A 14,829-nucleotide genomic window follows, 5' to 3' on the forward strand; every position below is an offset into this window, starting at 1 on the left:
ATGAATTTTGACAAAAATATCAAAACTGAATGGATTTTACAATCCTAAAGTTGTTATAAATCTTTATAGAATATTAAATTTTTATGAAATTAGTAGAATTGAATTATCATATTGATAAAATAATTGCTATAAAAATAAGAATATTCTAATATTTAGAACCATTTCCTCGTAACTAAACGTGTTAATGTTTTAGGACTTAACGTTACGATAAATCTTATTTTTTCTCCATAATCTGGCTGAGCAATCTCCCATCCATTATTAGAATAGAATGGTAAATAAAGCTCAAAATAATCGGTGACTAGGTTTAAACGCACACCAGCATCATAAACAAAACGTGTGCTTTCTTTCTTATTTTTTATAAATCCTAAATCGCCATACAACTCTATCCAACGCCATACACTAACACTAGTATTTGTAGTTGCAATAAAATCATCAGCAAAAGGATCCTGGATTTTAGATTTAAATCCGCCTTCGGCAACTATTAATTGTTGACTATAAATACCGGAAGACTCTGATCTCCCTAAATAATTATAATCAAACAAATAATCTGTTGGACGGTCTAAAGCAAAACTGTAGAAATCAGAATTACTAGTATTGGTAATAAATTTACCAATAAAGAATCTTGAATTAAACTGCATATTATTTTCAAAGAGCTTTCTATACTCCAAATTAAAAGCCACTTTACTAAAATCACCGGCATATTGCGCGTCTGCAAACCATGAAAAATAATCTATAATTCCGTTATTAAAACTACCATACCTAGCATTAACAACACTATAGTTTGGCGGAGTTTCTAATTCTTCTAAGCCTTCGTCCACAGACCTATAAATATTTACAAATCTTAAATTCAAATAATCCCTTTTATTTGATCTAAAGTCATCTGGACGCCAACCAAAACTGATAGAAGGAGTTACCGATAAATACCGAGAATTTACTTGAAAATGGTAAGTTGAAGCATTAAAAGAGTAGTTAGAAAGATAAAACCCAGTTTTATTGTGGTATTGCCTAAAATTAAACCCTGCTGAACCAACAAGTGCTTTCTCTTTAAATGCATATGCTGGAGAAATATCAAACAAAAACGGACGTTCTAAAAATGTTTTATTATACAATCGCATGGCAGGAGTAATCCCATCGTAAATATTAAAACGAAGCGTTGGTACATAAAAAATTTGGTTGTAAAAAGGATCTTCAGTATCCTTAAAAAATTGAAATTTTAGTTTTTTATTACTGGATAGAAAACCTTTTAATGATTTCCAATTATCGCGTTGGTTAAATTCTGGTATTTTCTGATCATAATTCAACACCAATCTATCCTCACCATTTCTTGGAATACTAAAGGTTTTGGTGCTATCTATTCCTGTAAACCAATAACGAGAAACAATAGAGTCTTTTTGGAGTCCAAACATAGAAATTGGAACATTGGTGCCACTTTTATTTTTTAGCGTTACTTGTAGCGAATCTTCAAACTTGGTAACCGTTTTAATCTTAAAATCTATACGATCATTGGTCGTTACATATTCATCTAAAAACCAAGAAATATCTTTATCTACACTATAGGCCAAAATTCTTTCATAATCTTTAGACGATACTGGTTTTAGTTTGAATTGCGCATAAAAATCTTTTATACTCTCGTTTACCTTTTCTTTGCCTACATAATTTGCTAAAAAAGATAACCCAGCTCCGGCCTTATACCTATTTCCGATTTTATGATTATATTTTAAAAGAGAATCATTTGAGGTAATTAAAGGTTGATCTATATTCTTTCGAGCAGCATACATGTATAATAATGGGTACTGTTCTTCAAACTTTAATTTAGCAAGGTTAAAGCTTCTAAATCCCCAAATTTTAGAAAGTTTACCTAATAATTTTTGATTGGGATAAAATTCTTCAACATAGGATATCATCATATAATTTATTAATGCATCCATTACCCATCGTTCTTTTCTTGGGTCTAAAAAAAGCGTTTCATCAAAGAAATTATTTAAAGCTGTCTTTAAATATTTTAATTCAAACTGAAATTGATCTTCATAAGGTCTAACAAAAGAAGGGAGTTGGTTTATTCCGTATAGCGGATCCTTATTATAATCAATAGTACTCACCAATAACTCGGAATGTGGGTAACTGCCTAGGTGTTCGAAAATATATTTTGATACTTTTTCAATAGCGATAGCCCTAGAAATTTCATCGAATTTAGAAACGTTTATATCTGTAACCACAGTGCCATATTCCGTAACATGCTTGGTAAAAGATGATAACGGAGATAGAATAATTTCACAACTTTTTCTATAATCTCCTCTTAAAATAGCTTCGTTAGCGTCAATAGATTTTATTTCGCTTTCTTTTTCAAAGTTAGAAACTAGAAATAGATTTTGAGGATAGTTGAAGGTGATGTCGGTATTGGTTATACCTGTATATAAATCTTCTAAGTCTTTATTAGAATATAAATGCCATTCTCCATCATACACCGCAGGAGTAAGGTACCAGTCTTTTAAGTAATATTCTCCTCTGGAACTATACCCAAATAATGTAAACCTATTGGGAGGTAAAACTACCTGATAGGTCATAACAAAAGTTACAGACTCATTAGGTGCTAGGGCGGAATTTAGATTAAATTTAATGATATCGCTCTCTGGTGTACGATCCCAATTTACAACAGAAAATTTGTCGTCTACTATATTAAATATTTTAGTAAAACCGCGCTCTTCATCTTTTGCTAGATGAAATGTTTTCTTGAATTCTTCTTCAAAACGCTTTGCTAGCGGAGTTTTTTTGTTACTATAAGCATTCGCCCAATCGTTAAAATATAGTGTTTTAAGGGTGTCTTCTGTTGCGTTTAAATATTTAAACTCTTGAATAATATTAATCGTCTTTTTATCCCCGTTTAATGTCGCGGTAATTTTATTGTAATGTTGGCAATAGGCTTTTCCGCCAAGAAAAAATAGCGCAAAACATAGTATAGCCATAAATAAGAAATTGCATTTCTTTTTTAACATACAACTATTAAAAATTAGGACTGTGAAGATGCCCCTTATAGAAGGAATCTATAATATTTACCACTTCTTCTTTGGTATCTACTAATTGGATTAAATCTAGATCTTTTGGACTAATATTTCCTTGTGTTAGCATTGTATTCTTTACCCAATCTATTAATCCTTCCCAAAAAGTAGTTCCTACCAAAATTATTGGAAACTTCTCTATTTTATTCGTTTGTATAAGTGTAATTGCTTCAAAAAGTTCATCTAATGTTCCGAAACCACCAGGCATAACCACAAAACCTTGGCTATATTTTACAAACATCACTTTTCGAACAAAAAAGTAGTCAAAATCTAGGCTTTTATCACTGTCAATATAAGGATTGTCATGTTGTTCAAATGGAAGATCAATATTTAAACCCACAGAAGTTCCACCGGCTAAATGCGCACCTCTATTTCCTGCCTCCATAATTCCTGGTCCACCACCAGTAATAACGCCGTATCCAGCTTCGGCAATACTTTTTGCAATTTCTATAGCAAGTTGGTAATACTTGTCATTTTCTTTGGTTCTTGCTGATCCAAAAATAGAAACACATGGACCAATTAAACTCATTTTTTCAAATCCGTTTACAAATTCACCCATTATTTTAAATAAAGCCCAGGAATCATTTGTTTTAATTTCATTCCATCCTTTGTGATGCTGCTCTTTTCTCATGCTCTAGTATATAAACTTAAATATTCTTAATTCTTTGCAATTTTATTATATTTTCACGACCTACAAACCTAGTTCTTTTCTAAGAAATTTTGCGGTGTAACTCTTTTTATCTTTCGCAACTTCTTCAGGGGTACCCTCGGCAACTAACATTCCGCCTCCTTTACCACCTTCATAGCCAATATCAAACAAATAATCAGCCATTTTTATTACATCTAAATTATGCTCAATAACTAAAATGGTATTGCCTTTATCCACTAAACGATTTAAAACCTCCATTAACACACGAATATCTTCAAAATGAAGGCCAGTGGTAGGTTCATCTAAAATATAAAATGTATTACCCGTATCGCGTTTTGATAATTCTGTTGCCAGTTTTATACGCTGTGCCTCACCACCAGAAAGTGTTGTGGATTGCTGACCTAATGATATATAACCCAAACCAACCTCCTTTATTGTTTGTAATTTACGGTATATTTTAGGTATGGCTTCAAAAAAATCAACAGCTTCATTTATTGTCATATCCAATACATCAGAAATAGATTTTCCTTTGTACCTAATTTCTAATGTCTCCCGATTAAATCGTTTACCATTACAGGTTTCGCATTCTACATATACATCGGGTAAAAAATTCATTTCAATAACGCGTAAACCACCACCTTGACAGGTTTCGCAGCGACCACCTTTAACATTAAAGCTAAATCTTCCTGGTTTGTAACCGCGTATTGCTGCCTCAGGAGTTTTGGTGAATAACGAACGTATTTCACTAAAAACGCCCGTATACGTGGCAGGGTTTGAGCGTGGTGTTCTCCCAATTGGGGATTGATTAATATCTATAACCTTATCAATATGCTCTAATCCTGTAATTTTTTTATAAGGCATTGGTCTCTTTACACCATTAAAATAATGCGCGTTCATAATAGGGTAGAGGGTTTCATTAATTAAAGTGGACTTACCACTTCCTGAAACACCAGTTACACCTATTAGCTTGCCTAAAGGAATTGTAATCGATATGTTTTTTAAATTATTACCTGTACAACCAGTCAAAGAAATGCTCTTACCATTTCCTTTTCTTCTTTTTTCAGGGACTTCTATTTGTCTTTTACCAGAAATATAATCTGCCGTTAAGGTGTTATATTTTTTAAGATCAGCTGGTTTACCTTGCGATATTATTTCCCCACCATGCTTACCTGCTCTTGGTCCAATATCTATTACATGATCTGCACGTTCAATCATATCTTTGTCGTGCTCCACCACAATTACAGAATTGCCAATATCACGTAAGGACTCTAACGATTTAATCAAGCGTTCATTATCACGCTGGTGCAACCCTATACTTGGCTCATCTAAAATATACAAAACGCCTACTAATTGCGATCCTATTTGAGTGGCTAAACGAATACGTTGCGCCTCTCCACCAGAAAGGGTTTTAGATCCTCTGTTTAAAGACAAATAATCTAGGCCAACATCCAATAGAAACTGAACTCTGGTACTTATTTCTTTAATTATTTCTTCAGCAATTTTTAATTGATTTCCTTCAATTTTACTAGGAAGATTTTCAAAGAAAACAGCTAATTCAGAAATATCTAAAAGTGCGAGTTCGGCAATGTTCTTTTCATTAATCTTAAAGTTTAAAGATTCTTTTCTTAACCGCGATCCCTCACATGTTGAACATTTATTCTTGTCCATGTATTCCTTAGCCCACCTTTTTATTGACGTGGATTCGGCTTCATCAAACTGATTTTTAATAAAATTAGCAATACCATCATAGTCAATCTTATAGGTTCGTTTTACACCTAAAGTTTTAGAATCTATTTCAAAGCTCTCCACGGTACCATTTAGCAGTACATTAATGGCTTCCTCTGATATTTTTTCAATGGGGTCCGTAATAGAAAAATTATACCGCTGACCAATGGTATCAATCTGCTTAAAAGCCCATGAATTTTTATATTCACCCAAAGGAGCAATACCTCCTGCTTTTATTGATAATTTTTTGTTAGGGAAAATTTTATTAACATTCACCTCATAAACATGACCCAAACCATTACAGTCAGGGCACATACCTTTTGGAGAATTAAATGAAAAAGTATTTGGTTCTGGGTTCGGATAGGAGATTCCCGTAGAAGGACACATTAAATCTCTACTAAAATATCGGGCTATTTCGGCGCCTTCTTCCAAGACCATTAGCACATTTTCACCACTATACATTGCTGTATTTATGGTTTCAGATAAACGCTTATCAAAATCTTCGGTATCGATAACTTTTAGCCTATCAATTACTATTTCTATATCGTGAACCTTATAACGGTCCACTTTCATACCCTTGGTAATATCTTTTACCTCGCCATCTACCCGTACTTTTACAAAGCCTTGCTTGGCTATTTGTTCAAATAATTCGCGATAATGCCCTTTACGAGATTTTATAACGGGAGCTAGAATATTTATTTTCTTCTGATCGTATTCTTGCTTAATTAAATCTCTAATTTGCTCATCGCTATAACTGACCATTTTTTCGCCAGTATTATAACTGTAAGCATCAGCGGCACGAGCAAAAAGTAATCGGAGAAAATCGTAAATCTCGGTAATAGTCCCAACTGTTGAACGTGGTGACTTAGAAGTAGTTTTTTGTTCAATAGCAATTACAGGTGATAATCCATCTATTTTATCCACATCGGGGCGTTCCAAACCGCCTAAAAATTGCCTTGCGTAGGCTGAAAAAGTTTCGATATACCGGCGTTGCCCTTCTGCATAAATGGTATCAAAAGCTAAGGATGATTTTCCACTGCCGGAAAGCCCTGTAATCACAACTAACTTTTCTCTGGGAATTGTAATATCTATATTTTTAAGGTTATGGACACGAGCGCCCTTAACCTCTATATTCTCTTCGTAATTTATCATTTTCTTTATCTGCAACTACAAAAATACAATTTTGACAGCTATTTTAATAGTAGGCTAGGTTTAGTTTTTTGTGATTTGAAAAGCTTAACATAAATTAGCATTTTAAACTTTCAATTTAATAGAATTATGCAATTATTAGGAATAGGATCAAGAATAAAACATGCAGAATATGGACTTGGTGTGGTTACCAATGTAACTTCAAAACACTACTGGGTTACTTTTATTGAAAACGGATTAGAAACAATTGACATAAATTCTGAATTTGAAGTAATTGAAGCTCTTGAAGACGAGGTGGATACCATAAGTTTTTCTGAAGTAGAGCAATCACTTATTTCCATACTTAGAAAATGGAGCGATGCAAGTTCTTTAACTCCAATTGCCGATAAATGGCGTGGTGGAAGTTTGGTATTAAAACCAGGTGATGCTAATTTGAGTGACAAAGAAGTTCCGATTGATACATTTTTTCATAAAATAGTAATGGTTCGTGATCGAATTCGCGTGATGGAGCAAAAAATTAACTCAAGCAATAATTTAGACGACCAAGAAAAAGTGGATCTTCAGCAATATATTACTAGAATTTACGGTAGTCTAACCACTTTTAATGTTTTGTTTAAAAACCAAAGTGACAATTTTGTAGGCGATAAATCTAAGTAGACTTAATTTAAAAGTTTACTCCAACTATACCGCTTTTTTTTCACTTAAATATTTCCAATAGCGTTTTGGCACATGTTGAATATGAAGCTTCATATTCACCCGAGACGCTATATTTGTACTTTTAAAATAGTTATTCCAAAGGTCTTGATACTCATATTCACCAGTAGTAAATGCCGCACTTTTTATTGTTTTATTGGTATACACTTCGTTTAAATTTAATGTAACCATTTCCACAGAATGTAAATCATAATAAATCCCGTATTTCCGTTTAACATCATAAATAAGCCATTTTTGATCCGCATATCTACTCTTAAAGTGTTTAGAAATTAAGGGCAACACATCAAAATCTGGTTCTATATTAGAAAAATAGATCTCATCTTTAGTTAATTGAAAACGAACAAAAGCTTCCATTCTATGTTTTTCACGCCCCACTGATTTCGCCAACTGAGCTACTTTTATAACATGATCATCGGAAAAATTTAAATGCAGCATTTCTGTTTTAGAAAATAATTTTTGAATGTATCTATAAAGCAATAATTCTATACCAGGATTTTCACTTAAAAAAGCAAAATAAATATTTTTAATAGTGGTATTACTCTTTTTTTCAATCCCATTCCATACGCGTTTTGCCTTATCAACATCAGTATAAACCGTTTCTACATCAGAAAACAAACCACTTTGCGATTGTGAATCTTTCTGAATATCTGCAATTACTAATTTTTGCTCAAAAGCAGTAAATATTGCAGTTAAATAGCCATTAAAGCTACCATCATATACTAAAATTTTTGCTTCTTTCATTTGTAAGATTTTTTGATTAAACCATTCGTCTGTTTTGATGTATTCTGTTTAATTTACTCGGCTTTGAAACGGATTGTTTTTTAACAATTTGTTTAAAAACTAATTTTAACTTCCTTTTTAGTACACTTTTAAATTCGATAAAATCATAGCCTAATTTCAAAATAGCACCTCTGCCTTTTTCAAGTTTTGTGTTAGATGTTTTCATAATTTTAAAATATAATTAGCTTGTCTTTTTTAATTGAATAATGAAAGTTGGCTACTATAATTACTTCTAAATTTTCCTTGAGAATTCTGCAAAATCAACCCCTTTATTTGTATCGCCTGTAAATCTTTATGCGTATAATCATTGCCATTGCAAACCATAAAATATTTAGCTCTATTTAAAGCCACCCCAATTTTTTTAAGATGATCAAAGCTCAACCTTCTATACTTTCTAGCATTGATTATTTTGTAAACAGAGTTCATTCCTAATCCAGGAATTCGCGCAAGCATTCTTGGCTCTGCAGTATTAACATCAATTGGAAACTGTGATAAATTACGCAAAGCCCAACTCAATTTTGGATCTATGTCCACATCAAGATTTGGATGCGAATCATTCAGTATTTCGTTAACACTAAATCCGTAAAAGCGTAACAACCAATCTGTTTGATATAATCTATTTTCACGCAACATAGGCACTTCTGAACCAATAGCTGGTAACCTACTATCGTCTGCAATAGGTACATAACCAGAGTAATACACCCTTTTCATGTTATAGTTTTTATAATAATGGGTAGCAGAATACATAATATCTTTATCAGATTCGCCTGTGGCTCCTATAATCATTTGTGTACTTTGGCCTGCAGGAGCATATTTGGGCGTGCTTTTGATTATTTTCTTTTCTGCTTTGTACAATAAAATTTCATTCTTAACCTTCAGCATTGGTTTAGTAAAATCTTCATGTTTTTTATCAGGAGCTAATAATTTTAATCCAGAAATTGTGGGAACCTCAATATTCACTGATAAACGATCTGCGTACAAACCAGCTTCATACATTAATTCATCACTTGCTCCAGGAATGGATTTTAAATGTATATAGCCATTAAAATTTTCCTCCAAGCGTAATTTTTTAGCCACAGCAACTAAGCGTTCCATAGTATAATCAGGACTTTTGAAGATACCCGAACTCAAAAACAAGCCTTCTATATAATTACGTCTGTAAAAATTAATAGTAAGATCTACCGCTTCTTGTATCTTAAAAGCAGCTCTTTTTATATCATTGCTTTTTCTGGTTACACAATAGGCACAATCAAAAATGCAATGATTGGTAAGTAGAATTTTTAGTAAAGAAACACAACGACCATCCTCAGTGTACGTATGGCAAATTCCCATTCCTGTGCTATCTCCAAGTCCTTTATTCTTATTAGAACGATTGCTTCCGCTACTAGAGCAAGAAACATCATACTTGGCCGCATCTGCCAATATATTTAGTTTTTCTTTTATTCTTTCAAAAGACATAATCTTGAATTGTAATTATTCCAAATTTATGGAAATATTCCTAATTATGGAATTTTTCCATATTAAATTTTGGAATATATCCAAATTGTGTATATTTGACTTATTACTAAAGGATTATGGAAAACGAAATTACCCTGAAACGTTTTATTGAAATACGAAGAGATTTGGGTTTTACCCAAGCAGAATTTGCCGCAATCATTGGTGTATCTAATACTACAGCGGATATTGAGCGAGGCAGAACTAAACTTTCTGGGAAAATTGTTGCTGAGCTTTTAAAGCAATATAAAATTAATCCACTATGGTTATTTGGCGAAAGTGACACCAAATATATTGAAACTTCGCACACGAGCGTCATTCCAAAAGTTGTTACCGTTGATTCTGCCGATCGAGAAAATATGGTATTGGTAAATGCAAAAGCTGCAGCTGGTTATCCACAGAATATTCAAGATACGAGTTGGTATCAGCAATTACCAGCATTTGATTTGCCTATCCCGGAGTTTAGAAATGCTACCTATAGAGGCTTTCAAGTAGAAGGAGATAGTATGTTACCTAATTTAAGGCCGGGGGAGTGGGTACTAGCCAAAGCCATTGAGCACATAGATGATGTGAGTCCTAATAAAATTTATGTGGTCGTATTACAAGATGCTGTTTTGGTGAAAAAAGTAATTAAAAAGCCAAATTCTAATAACGTGACTTTAGTTTCTTTAAATGAGAATTACCCTCCGTATGAAATAAAACCGTTCCAGATTCAAGAGATTTGGCAAGTAAATAGTAAAATTACTTTTGGTATTGATGCTACCACAGAAACTGGACTTTTAAAACAATTGCAAGAATCTATGGAAGAATTGAAGCGTCAGTTGAAAAATAAGAATTAAGTAATTTAATTTAATTTATTAAGGTTTTATCATTTCTGTTTCTATTGTTTTGAATGTAACTTCTTCTAATCTTAATAAACTTAAATCTTAAATCATCATAAACGAGACTTGCCACTAAAATCAAGGCGCCAAATATCAAAGTATTTAATTTGAAATTAAATCTTGAATACAAAAGGCCACCAAGGATACCGCCTGCAAAAAAGAATAAAATAATATAAATTCGAAGTTTAATATTTGATTTGAGTTTATCTCTTTGTGGATGTGACTTCGGAAAAAATAGCTGAGAAATATCAATTCCTAAGTCAGTAAAAAGCCCAGTTAAATGGGTAGTTCGCACAACTGCATTTGAAATTTTAGTTACAAAAGAGTTTTGAAGCCCCATAGCAAATAGAAGCAAACAAACAATTAGATTTGGATATGTAATTAGCACAAAATTACTAGTTACTCCTATAGCAATTAATATTATACACTCTAGTATTGTCGGTAGTAGAAATATGTGATGTTGCTTATTTTCTTTTAATTTTTCAATTAAAAAACTAGATAAAAAGGAACCAAAAAGAAAAGAGAAAATATATAGAAAATAAATTGTTCCTTTCCAGAATTCAAAATTAGCAACATCATTTATAAATAGAGCAAAATGTCCGGTGACATTTGTAGTCAATTCCTTAAAAGACAAAAAACCTGTAACATTAACTATTCCTGCAACAAAAGACAGAACTGTAGCAATACGCAGATTATGTTTTAAAGTTCTACTTTTTCCTTGATGCCGGAACATTTTTTTATAGAATTAAATGTTTTTTGCTTACTGTTAATTATTCATACACACAATTATATGATGTTTCTTCACTAACTTTTACATTAAAAGAACTATTGGCCTCTACTTTAAAAGTTTCGAATGGTTTATAGGTTTTCCATGTTGTTTCACCTTTTAATTGCACTTGCATGTTGCCAGAAATAACAGTCATAAATTCTACGGTACTTGTACCAAAAGTATATTCTCCTGGCTTCATAACACCAACAGTTGCTTTACCATTTTTATTTTCGTAAGCTACAGATATCACGGTATTATCAAAATAGGTATTTGTTTTAAACATATAATTAAAGAATTAAATTTTTGGTAAATCTAAATAGAATTTAGCAGGAATAAATACGCTTCACAAAGCCTAAAAATTTTGTGCTATTTAAATTATTTTTCAACTTCTTTCGATTTCTTAATGATCGCTTTCAATCGTTGCTTACGCAGTTCTTTTTCATCTCGTTGCTTATTAATTTTCCTATTCATAAGCTTGCTATGCTTAGCTTTGTTTTTGGTGTTTTTTTCTTTTCCTTTCTTAGGCATAATTTATTCATTATAAGCGCGTACTTCACCCATATCTAAAGTTACCGGACCAATTTTATGTGAAACAGGAAGAAAAACTCCATTTTCCATCACCTGCCAATCATCCCATGTTGCTTTTAGTCCGCCAATAGGAATAATTTTCACCCACATTTTAAAACTAATAGGAAATCCATTTTCTTGTAATTCCCACAAATACGAATCTCCTGGCGTTGTTCCTCCAGATTTATACGTTACCAAAAGCGCTTCCGAACCATTTTCTAATGTTACTATTGATCTGGTTGTTCCCGAATCAAAAACTTTAAAAGGGGCAACAAGCCAAAAAGAATCGTTATTAAAATATGCTAAGGCTTTACTTATCAATTTTAATTTTTCAGATCCAATTACCCGTTTTCCATTATCAAAAACAATACTTTTATTGGTCTTATTTAAATTTAAATTCACCAAGTATTTACTCCATTTTACTTCAACTTTGCCATTTTCTTTATCCCATTTATAACTGTGTCTACCACCTGCAAATGACCATTCTAAAAAGCGCGTACTTTCATATTCGGAGTTTTTTACGGCTATTAACATTTTTTGAGCTAGTGCATCTGCATCATTAGGATTAGTGCCTATAGGAAGTGATTCATTAAAACTAAAATATAGAATACCCGCTGTGAGCATAAGTAATCCCAAGACAATTAATAACACTTTAAAAGCGCGTTTTAGAAATCTATTCATCTTCTAATTTTTAAAATCCGACTGCCTTATCATCACCACGCCTATCGGCACCACCTTCTAATTGACCATTAGGCAACACAAGAATTGCATCTACTTTACCGATTATCGTATTGTTTTCTATGTTAACTTGATATCCCTTGGCTTTTAAATTTGTAATTAGTTCTGGTGAAAATCCATCTGGTTCAAAAATTAGAACATCAGGCACCCATTGATGATGAAATCTAGGCGCATTAACTGCTTCTTGCATACTTAAGTTGAATTCGTAAGTATTTAAAATTGTTTCAGCTACTGCAGTGATAATAGTGGATCCGCCTGGTGTACCAACGACCATCCATAATTTTCCATCTTTTTCCACAATTGTAGGCGTCATGCTACTAAGCATACGCTTCTCTGGTTGTATATTATTTGCCTCTGCACCTATTAAACCAAACATATTAGGTACACCAGCTTTGGAACTAAAATCGTCCATTTCATTATTTAAAAAGAAACCTAATTCATCACAATACAATTTAGAACCAAAATTACCATTTAAGGTAGTAGTTACAGAAACAGCATTGCCATCGGCATCTATAATAGAGTAGTGGGTTGTTTCCATACTTTCTACAACCTCCACTTTACCATGTGAAACGGCTTCAGAACTTGTAGCTTTGTCAAAAGAAAAATTGGACATGCGTTGTTTTAAATACGAATCTTTTAAAAGATAATCTAAAGGTATTTCCACGAAATCAGGATCACCTAAATAGTAATTTCTATCGGCATAGGATCGTCTGAAAGCTTCTGTTAATACTTGAATGGTTTTCTCTGAATTATGTCCGAATGTAGCGAGATCATAAGGCTTAATCATTTTAAATATCTGATTCATCGTAACACCACCACTGCTTGGTGGAGCCATAGAAATAATATTTAAATCTTTATAATTAAACCGTACAGGATCGCGCCAAACTGCTTGATATCTTGCAAGATCTTCTTCAGTTACAAAACCACCATTTTTTTGGATAAATGCTGCTAATTTCTGAGCAATTTCTCCTTTGTAAAATCCGTCATGACCTCGTTCTTGAATTATTTTTAAAGTTTTTGCCAATGCTGGATATTTGATTACATCGCCTGCGTTATAAACGGAAGCAAATTTAGTGCTATCGCTATTTACTTCAATAAAAGTTTTCCGATAGCCTTTAAGTATTTCTGCTTGTTTTTCAGTGACTTTAACACCATTTTCAGCTAAAGCAATTACTGGTTCAAAGATATCTTTTAGAGATAGTTTCCCTAGCTTTTTATGCACTTCTATAATTCCTGCAATGGAACCTGGTACCCCCACCGAAGTTGCTCCTTTTGTGCTCATATCGGGAATTACATTACCTAAAGAATCTAAGTACATATCGCGATGTGCAGATAATGGTGCTTTTTCTCTAAAATCTAAAGTACCCACTTCTCCAGTATTTTTTCTGTAGACCATAAAACCGCCACCACCTATATTACCGGCTCTAGGGTAGGCCACGGCTAATGCTAATTGTGTACCAACCATAGCATCGAAAGCATTTCCGCCCTTCGCCATAATGTCAGCACCAATTTTAGAGGCTTCCTCACGCGCAGAAACAACCATCGCTTTTTGGGTTACCAATCCTGTAGGAGTAATTGCCTGCTGGTTTTTACAGTTGATAAAAACAAATAGAACTAAAAATAAATAGCTATACTTTTTCATATATTGTTATGATTTTTCAAACCTGTTGATTTTATTTAAAGTGAAATATATTTTTGTTTAGAAAAACTAATTAATTCTTCGAAAAAGATAGTGAATTCTTTTTCAAATTCTACGTAATAAGTTTCTAAATCTAGAATCGCAAAATTCATTTTAGACCTATTTTTGGTTCTCCTATTCATACCATCCAAAACACGACTAATCCCTTCCATTTTTGAATAATTAAAAATCCAATTATCAGCAATCATATAAGGCATTATATGTCTTGTGGCATCGGGCAGTATTTCGTAGTTATTCTCTAATAAATCATAAAAATTATCCACAAAAGTATCTAAAGGAATGTCGGAATAATTTGGCCAATTTTTGGCTAAAAAGTGATCGTAAAAAATATCGACAATAATCCCACTATAATGGCTATAGTTTTCGTGAAGTCTTTTAGTGCTTTTTCTTACCGTTGGATGCGCATCAGTGAACGTATCTATATGTCTATGCAATTTTATACCTTTCTGTACACGTTCGGGTAAATGCTTGTATTTGTTGCCGCGAATGCTATCTGCAATAAAATTACCGAGGGTTATTTCCTCATCACCAAAGGATAAATATATATGTGCTAAAAAATTCATAGGACGAAAGAAAGACTATTCCTATCGAATTTACAAATAAGTCTA

General features: G+C 32.7%; 14 protein-coding genes. 2 read left to right on the plus strand and 12 right to left on the minus strand.

What is annotated here, in order from left to right; translation table 11 throughout:
- Nucleotides 1-152 precede the first annotated feature (152 nt).
- The 3 genes from B8963_RS11625 to uvrA are packed head-to-tail and all read right to left on the minus strand — an operon-like array spanning nucleotide 153 to nucleotide 6,582.
- Nucleotides 153-2,963: a gluzincin family metallopeptidase gene (locus tag B8963_RS11625; protein WP_234989659.1), complete on the minus strand. Its 2,811-nt coding sequence runs from the start codon at nucleotides 2,961-2,963 to the stop codon at nucleotides 153-155.
- Nucleotides 2,964-3,000: 37 nt separating this feature from the next.
- Nucleotides 3,001-3,687: an LOG family protein gene (locus B8963_RS11630; protein WP_084061703.1), complete on the minus strand. Its 687-nt coding sequence runs from the start codon at nucleotides 3,685-3,687 to the stop codon at nucleotides 3,001-3,003.
- A 60-nt stretch (nucleotides 3,688-3,747) separates the two neighbouring features.
- A complete protein-coding gene (uvrA, locus tag B8963_RS11635) occupies nucleotides 3,748-6,582 on the minus strand; it encodes an excinuclease ABC subunit UvrA (protein WP_084061704.1) in 2,835 nt (944 codons plus the stop codon).
- Between the two features lie 126 nt (nucleotides 6,583-6,708).
- On the opposite strand from uvrA, the gene B8963_RS11640 reads away from it, so the two are divergent.
- Nucleotides 6,709-7,236 (plus strand): hypothetical protein, encoded by a 528-nt coding sequence (locus B8963_RS11640; protein WP_084061705.1) that lies wholly within the window; start codon nucleotides 6,709-6,711, stop codon nucleotides 7,234-7,236.
- Nucleotides 7,237-7,260: 24 nt separating this feature from the next.
- Here the strand turns inward: B8963_RS11640 and B8963_RS11645 are convergent, their stop codons facing one another.
- The 3 genes from B8963_RS11645 to B8963_RS11655 are packed head-to-tail and all read right to left on the minus strand — an operon-like array spanning nucleotide 7,261 to nucleotide 9,531.
- Complete coding sequence (locus tag B8963_RS11645; protein WP_084061706.1) at nucleotides 7,261-8,034, minus strand: TIGR03915 family putative DNA repair protein; 774 nt, start codon at nucleotides 8,032-8,034, stop codon at nucleotides 7,261-7,263.
- 16 nt (nucleotides 8,035-8,050) lie between these two features.
- Entirely contained in the window at nucleotides 8,051-8,239 is a 189-nt protein-coding gene (locus tag B8963_RS11650) for a hypothetical protein (protein WP_084061707.1), read from the minus strand.
- 29 nt (nucleotides 8,240-8,268) lie between these two features.
- Nucleotides 8,269-9,531, minus strand: a complete 1,263-nt coding sequence (locus B8963_RS11655) for a putative DNA modification/repair radical SAM protein (protein WP_084061708.1) — start codon at nucleotides 9,529-9,531, stop codon at nucleotides 8,269-8,271.
- A 116-nt stretch (nucleotides 9,532-9,647) separates the two neighbouring features.
- Between B8963_RS11655 and B8963_RS11660 the strand changes: the two genes are divergently transcribed.
- Nucleotides 9,648-10,406: an XRE family transcriptional regulator gene (locus B8963_RS11660; RefSeq protein WP_084061709.1), complete on the plus strand. Its 759-nt coding sequence runs from the start codon at nucleotides 9,648-9,650 to the stop codon at nucleotides 10,404-10,406.
- A 10-nt stretch (nucleotides 10,407-10,416) separates the two neighbouring features.
- Here the strand turns inward: B8963_RS11660 and B8963_RS11665 are convergent, their stop codons facing one another.
- The 6 genes from B8963_RS11665 to B8963_RS11685 form a co-directional block, all read right to left on the minus strand.
- Nucleotides 10,417-11,181: a YoaK family protein gene (locus B8963_RS11665; protein WP_084061710.1), complete on the minus strand. Its 765-nt coding sequence runs from the start codon at nucleotides 11,179-11,181 to the stop codon at nucleotides 10,417-10,419.
- Nucleotides 11,182-11,218: 37 nt separating this feature from the next.
- Complete coding sequence (gene ppnP / locus B8963_RS11670; RefSeq protein WP_084061711.1) at nucleotides 11,219-11,500, minus strand: pyrimidine/purine nucleoside phosphorylase; 282 nt, start codon at nucleotides 11,498-11,500, stop codon at nucleotides 11,219-11,221.
- 92 nt (nucleotides 11,501-11,592) lie between these two features.
- Nucleotides 11,593-11,745: a hypothetical protein gene (locus tag B8963_RS16030; RefSeq protein ID WP_200810833.1), complete on the minus strand. Its 153-nt coding sequence runs from the start codon at nucleotides 11,743-11,745 to the stop codon at nucleotides 11,593-11,595.
- A gap of 3 nt (nucleotides 11,746-11,748) precedes the next feature.
- The gene (locus B8963_RS11675) at nucleotides 11,749-12,465 is read right to left on the minus strand and encodes a hypothetical protein (RefSeq protein ID WP_084061712.1); all 717 of its coding nucleotides are present in this window, start codon (nucleotides 12,463-12,465) and stop codon (nucleotides 11,749-11,751) included.
- Between the two features lie 10 nt (nucleotides 12,466-12,475).
- Nucleotides 12,476-14,164, minus strand: a complete 1,689-nt coding sequence (ggt, locus tag B8963_RS11680; RefSeq protein ID WP_084061713.1) for a gamma-glutamyltransferase — start codon at nucleotides 14,162-14,164, stop codon at nucleotides 12,476-12,478.
- Between the two features lie 35 nt (nucleotides 14,165-14,199).
- Entirely contained in the window at nucleotides 14,200-14,784 is a 585-nt protein-coding gene (locus B8963_RS11685; protein WP_084061714.1) for an acyl carrier protein phosphodiesterase, read from the minus strand.
- Nucleotides 14,785-14,829 lie beyond the last annotated feature (45 nt).

It is taken from the genome of Cellulophaga tyrosinoxydans, assembly GCF_900176415.1.
Lineage (GTDB): Bacteria > Bacteroidota > Bacteroidia > Flavobacteriales > Flavobacteriaceae > Cellulophaga > Cellulophaga tyrosinoxydans.

Bases quoted from the DNA above. Each gene is read 5' to 3' on its own strand.
- B8963_RS11675 (WP_084061712.1), bottom strand. From the start codon at position 12,465: ATGAATAGATTTCTAAAACGCGCTTTTAAAGTGTTATTAATTGTCTTG.
- B8963_RS11665 (WP_084061710.1), bottom strand. From the start codon at position 11,181: ATGTTCCGGCATCAAGGAAAAAGTAGAACTTTAAAACATAATCTGCGT.
- B8963_RS11660 (WP_084061709.1), top strand. From the start codon at position 9,648: ATGGAAAACGAAATTACCCTGAAACGTTTTATTGAAATACGAAGAGAT.
- B8963_RS16030 (WP_200810833.1), bottom strand. From the start codon at position 11,745: ATGCCTAAGAAAGGAAAAGAAAAAAACACCAAAAACAAAGCTAAGCAT.
- B8963_RS11625 (WP_234989659.1), bottom strand. From the start codon at position 2,963: ATGGCTATACTATGTTTTGCGCTATTTTTTCTTGGCGGAAAAGCCTAT.
- B8963_RS11645 (WP_084061706.1), bottom strand. From the start codon at position 8,034: ATGAAAGAAGCAAAAATTTTAGTATATGATGGTAGCTTTAATGGCTAT.
- ggt (WP_084061713.1), bottom strand. From the start codon at position 14,164: ATGAAAAAGTATAGCTATTTATTTTTAGTTCTATTTGTTTTTATCAAC.
- B8963_RS11630 (WP_084061703.1), bottom strand. From the start codon at position 3,687: ATGAGAAAAGAGCAGCATCACAAAGGATGGAATGAAATTAAAACAAAT.
- ppnP (WP_084061711.1), bottom strand. From the start codon at position 11,500: ATGTTTAAAACAAATACCTATTTTGATAATACCGTGATATCTGTAGCT.
- B8963_RS11655 (WP_084061708.1), bottom strand. From the start codon at position 9,531: ATGTCTTTTGAAAGAATAAAAGAAAAACTAAATATATTGGCAGATGCG.
- uvrA (WP_084061704.1), bottom strand. From the start codon at position 6,582: ATGATAAATTACGAAGAGAATATAGAGGTTAAGGGCGCTCGTGTCCAT.
- B8963_RS11650 (WP_084061707.1), bottom strand. From the start codon at position 8,239: ATGAAAACATCTAACACAAAACTTGAAAAAGGCAGAGGTGCTATTTTG.
- B8963_RS11685 (WP_084061714.1), bottom strand. From the start codon at position 14,784: ATGAATTTTTTAGCACATATATATTTATCCTTTGGTGATGAGGAAATA.
- B8963_RS11640 (WP_084061705.1), top strand. From the start codon at position 6,709: ATGCAATTATTAGGAATAGGATCAAGAATAAAACATGCAGAATATGGA.